At 63.7% G+C, this 3797-nt stretch carries 4 protein-coding genes and 1 pseudogene; 4 read left to right on the top strand and 1 reads right to left on the bottom strand.

Translation table 11 applies throughout. The features are described 5' to 3' along the window. Positions 1-703, bottom strand: a pseudogene (locus EN925_RS27020) (4Fe-4S ferredoxin); the annotation flags it as partial. Positions 704-813: 110 nt separating this feature from the next. Between EN925_RS27020 and EN925_RS27015 the strand changes: the two are divergent. The 4 genes from EN925_RS27015 to EN925_RS27000 are packed head-to-tail and all read left to right on the top strand — an operon-like array spanning position 814 to position 3636. Beyond that, positions 814-1560 carry a biotin/lipoate--protein ligase family protein gene (locus tag EN925_RS27015; protein WP_127369938.1) on the top strand — a complete coding sequence of 249 codons (747 nt, stop codon included), beginning with the start codon at positions 814-816 and terminating at the stop codon, positions 1558-1560. Then, positions 1551-2093 (top strand): DUF6505 family protein, encoded by a 543-nt coding sequence (locus tag EN925_RS27010; protein WP_127388538.1) that lies wholly within the window; start codon positions 1551-1553, stop codon positions 2091-2093. The genes EN925_RS27015 and EN925_RS27010 overlap by 10 nt, the downstream gene beginning before the upstream one ends. After that, complete coding sequence (locus EN925_RS27005; protein WP_128337051.1) at positions 2090-3106, top strand: DUF6352 family protein; 1017 nt, start codon at positions 2090-2092, stop codon at positions 3104-3106. The genes EN925_RS27010 and EN925_RS27005 overlap by 4 nt, the downstream gene beginning before the upstream one ends. A gap of 26 nt (positions 3107-3132) precedes the next feature. Next, the gene (locus tag EN925_RS27000; RefSeq protein ID WP_127385642.1) at positions 3133-3636 is read left to right on the top strand and encodes a DUF3305 domain-containing protein; all 504 of its coding nucleotides are present in this window, start codon (positions 3133-3135) and stop codon (positions 3634-3636) included. Positions 3637-3797 lie beyond the last annotated feature (161 nt).

The raw sequence follows: 3797 nt of genomic DNA, 5'->3' as shown, positions 1-3797 counted from the left end.
GGTCGTGAGCCGGAAATAGCGGAACGCCGCCGGAGAGGTCGATCACGATGTCTGCTTTAGAGATTGCGCCGTCACGAGCCGCACCAAAGCGCAGGCGGTCGCGCGAAGAGGGAACTGGCAAGGCGAAATCATCAACGATCAGCTCGAAGGCACCCAGATGGCCTTGTGCATTGCGGATCCTGCCCCGCACGACGGGGAAATCCCACACGCGGTTGGGTGTAACCTCCGCGGGTCGCGTCAGCAGGACGGTCACGTCCAGATCCCCGGCAAGCTGGCAGGCGACCTCCATTGCCGCCTGGTCGCGGCCATAAACCAGCACCACGCCATTGCTTCGAAGCGTGACGAGGGCGGGCGGCGAGGTCGGTTCGGCCACCATCGCGACGAGTGCCGCCGCCTTCGGCCCGGCGGATGCGGCCTCTGCCGACCAGCCTGCCGCCTCGCGGATGTTCACGAAATCGAGGTCACCCGCAAAGCCGATTTCCTCAGCGACTTCGCGGAAAAGCGGCGCCTGCTGTGTGCAGGCTATGGTGATGGCTCCCCCCTCGCTCAATCTGTTGCGGATACGCTCGATTTCGGCGCCGCACAGCTGATCGCCCGATTGCACCTGAGCGTCTTTGCATCCGCGGCGCACGCTGTCGCCAAAACCAGGCATGCTGCGCTCGCAGGAGCAGATGAAGACCGTGCGCGGTTTGTCCAGGCTCATTGCGCCTCCCGGCTACGCGACACCGCCCGCTGCGGTAGCGCCTTTACTGTAGAGACAGTATATACATTATTGGAGAATTAGGCCGCCGTCATCAAAAATGGATCGGCATCATGTCCCAGCGTGCTTCGGTCACCGACCGCGCCCTCGATCTGCCCCCGCTCTACAGCCTCACTGTCTTGAGAGAAGCCGGCGATGCCTTCGAGCACGCCCGCGCCATTGCCGGCGAGCAGGGTGCAGGGACGCTGGTCTGGGTACGGCGCTATGATCTGGCCGAGTTCGCGGTCGTCCTGGAGCCTGAACAATCGTTGGCGCAGGCCCGCCTTGCCATCTATGCCGGAATGAACGCTCTGGCCGACGCGCTTGCAGCGCGTGCACCGCCTGAAATGCCGGTCACCTTCGACTGGCCGGACGCGATCCGCATCGACGGCGCTCTCGTTGGCGGCGGACGCCTGGGCTGGCCTGAGGGAGCTCGCGACGAGGAGACGCCGGCCTGGCTCGTCTTTTCTGCCATGATCCGCATCGCGGCCGTGCGCGCTTACGAACCTGGCGAGCGGCCGCTACTCGGCGCGCTTGACGAATTGGGCTCCGAAGCCCCCGATCCTGGTGAGATCATCGCCAGCTTCTCCCGTCACCTGATGAACGAGTTCCACGAATGGGGCGAAACCGGCTTCGCATCGCTCGCCAGCCAATGGCTGCACCGCTCCTCACACCGAGGCCAGGACGTTCGGATCGCTGACAATGGCGATCTGCTGCTTCCGGGGAAGCCTTGCCGGGGAGCCTCCGAAAGGCGGAGTTTGGTGGAAGCTCTTGGCTCACCTTCGTGGCTCGATCCCGCTACGGGTGTGCCATGGCTCTAAAGCTACTGCGCACGATCCGCCTAGATCCGTCGGATGGCTTCGTCTATTCCCACGCCGCGGAACCCGGCGAGTGGGCCGTCACGGGGACTTTCCGGTTCTTCGCCGCCGATATCGAAAGCCTCTCCGGCAAAGAACGACAAGCCTTCCGCGCCGGCTTCATGGGTGTTGAGAGCTTCGGCTGGTCCACCCTCGTCATCGTGACGAAGGCCACCGCGGAAGAAGTCGCGGCTGCGACCGAAAGACTGGCCGAGCAGCTTGTCGCCCGTTGCGGAGCGCCCGGGATGGCGGTCGCGCGCGCGGCCGCCGAGGAGGAAATCGCCTTCGCGCAGTCCCTGTGCAGTCATCCGCCGAACACCCTTGTTGCGCTGCACCGCGCTGGCGAGGAGGCGGGCATCCGTGAATCGTTCCGCACCCTGCACCGGAAGGTGAGCCGCCTTGATCCGGCGGCCGCATTCCGCATCATCGAGGTCGAGGGAGAAGAGGGTGCGATGGAAGAAGTCGACATCGTGGTGCTGGCGGGTAGGCACAAATGATAGATTTCTGGATTTCTTCGGGCCACCATCTGCTCGATCGCGACAAGGCAGGCCGGTTGATGGTGACTGATCCGTTCCTCAAAGCTTATTTGGCTCGCCCTGAGCTTCTGCCGCCGGAAGATGCGTGCGCGGCGGAGTTGCGGCTGCATCACGAGTTGCTGATGCACGATCCGCGCCGGCCGGTCGGGAACGAGGAGATCGCCGCGATCGACGACCCGGATGCTCGGGAAAACTGGGAGTTCATGATTGCCTTTCGCAATCGCCTTTTGGCAGCGCCGTCCCTCGAAGCCTGCTATCTCGAACTCGCGCGCGGCTCGGCTGCCGACATTCCGCCCCTGTTCATGAACCAGCTTGCGCAACTGGTGCTGCGCAATGCGCTTGACGGCGACGACGATCCCTTCGTGCTGCGTGCGGCCGAGCTGTTTTACCGTGCCCAGCGAGTGACCCTCCATGAAGGTGCGCTGCTGCTTGCAGATGCGGAAACCATTGAAGTCCACGAGCAGAACCGTCACGCCTCGCCTCTCCTGAACATGCTCGGAGGGCCTGCCGTCACCGAGCTGCAGATTCTCCAGGAGAAGAATGCCTGCAGCTATTTCGGCAGGAGCGATGCCTTTGACATGGTGCTTGGCCTCGGCGACGTCGACAGTCCGGCGCGGCGCGGCCTTGCCGCCGCGATCGAGGCCTGGATACGCCATCTGCTGGCCATTGAGGTGAGGGTTGAGCCGGTCGAGCGGACCGAGGACGACGATTGGGCATGGTTCGTCGGTCTGGACGCGGAGGTGACGCGTATCGGCAATGCGCTGTGGACAGGCGAGGACCTTGACCCTGAGGCGGCAAAGCGCATTATAGCTTTGTTTCGGCTCGACTTCTCCGAATTCGACGAAGTTAGGCCGGAAGTGGGTGCGCGGCCGATCTGGTTGATCATGGCGATGACATCCGACCGCATGGTTCGCATGAAGCCGCAGAACCTAATCGCCGGCCTGCCGCTTCGAGCCGCCACACCCGCAAGTTAGGCATTGTGGACAGTCAGGATTCCGAATTGGTTCGGGAAACAACTCAAGTCGGTGTCGTCGTCGAGCGACGGACTCTGCAGAACCCGTGGGTCGATCATGCCTGGATGCCCGTTGCGGTGCTCGTCGGCGTTCCGGTAGCCGCAGCTTGGACGGCGCTCGATGAAACCGCAACAGTAACCCGCTATTATGCGGGAGCGGCGGACATCGAGTTCTTCGGAGCGGACACGACGATGTACCGGGAGAACTTACGTTCTCAGCAGCCGAGCCTGTGGGTATCGCTCCGGCACACGAATGCGCCTCCCGGGGTCCTGCTGCAATTGGTAACCGCCGATCCCTCGGACGCCGAGTCGCTGACGGAGTCCGGCACCGACATCATCGAGGCGGTTCCGATGCCGTCCGAGATCCAGCAGCAGCTTGCCGCCTTCGTTGAAGCCCACCATGTCGAGCGGCCGTTCGTCAAGCGCAAGCGCGATCGGGCAAAGCTTGATGCGGGGCGCAATTGGCCTTCCGGGACTGGAGACAAGGAATGAGCGGCGGCAATGATAACATCTTCGCCCGCTGGTCGCGCCGGAAGCTGTCTGTGCGCTCGGCCGGACTTCAAGCAACGGACGACGAGAAGCTGGTACCTGACGCTGCGGCGGTGGATGCCGGCGCTGCCCGCCGAGCCACGGCTCAGGATGCGGGATCGACG

Origin of the sequence: Mesorhizobium sp. M7A.F.Ca.US.006.04.2.1 (assembly GCF_004022915.1) — a bacterium.
In the GTDB taxonomy this organism is placed as follows: Bacteria; Pseudomonadota; Alphaproteobacteria; order Rhizobiales; family Rhizobiaceae; genus Mesorhizobium; species Mesorhizobium ciceri.
Note: the sequence above shows the minus strand (reverse complement) of the source record. Positions and strands in the feature narration are given on the sequence as shown.

What these genes read in the sequence shown, in the direction of transcription:
- EN925_RS27015 (WP_127369938.1), top strand. Translation starts at nt 814, where the DNA reads ATGTCCCAGCGTGCTTCGGTCACCGACCGCGCCCTCGATCTGCCCCCG.
- EN925_RS27005 (WP_128337051.1), top strand. Translation starts at nt 2,090, where the DNA reads ATGATAGATTTCTGGATTTCTTCGGGCCACCATCTGCTCGATCGCGAC.
- EN925_RS27010 (WP_127388538.1), top strand. Translation starts at nt 1,551, where the DNA reads ATGGCTCTAAAGCTACTGCGCACGATCCGCCTAGATCCGTCGGATGGC.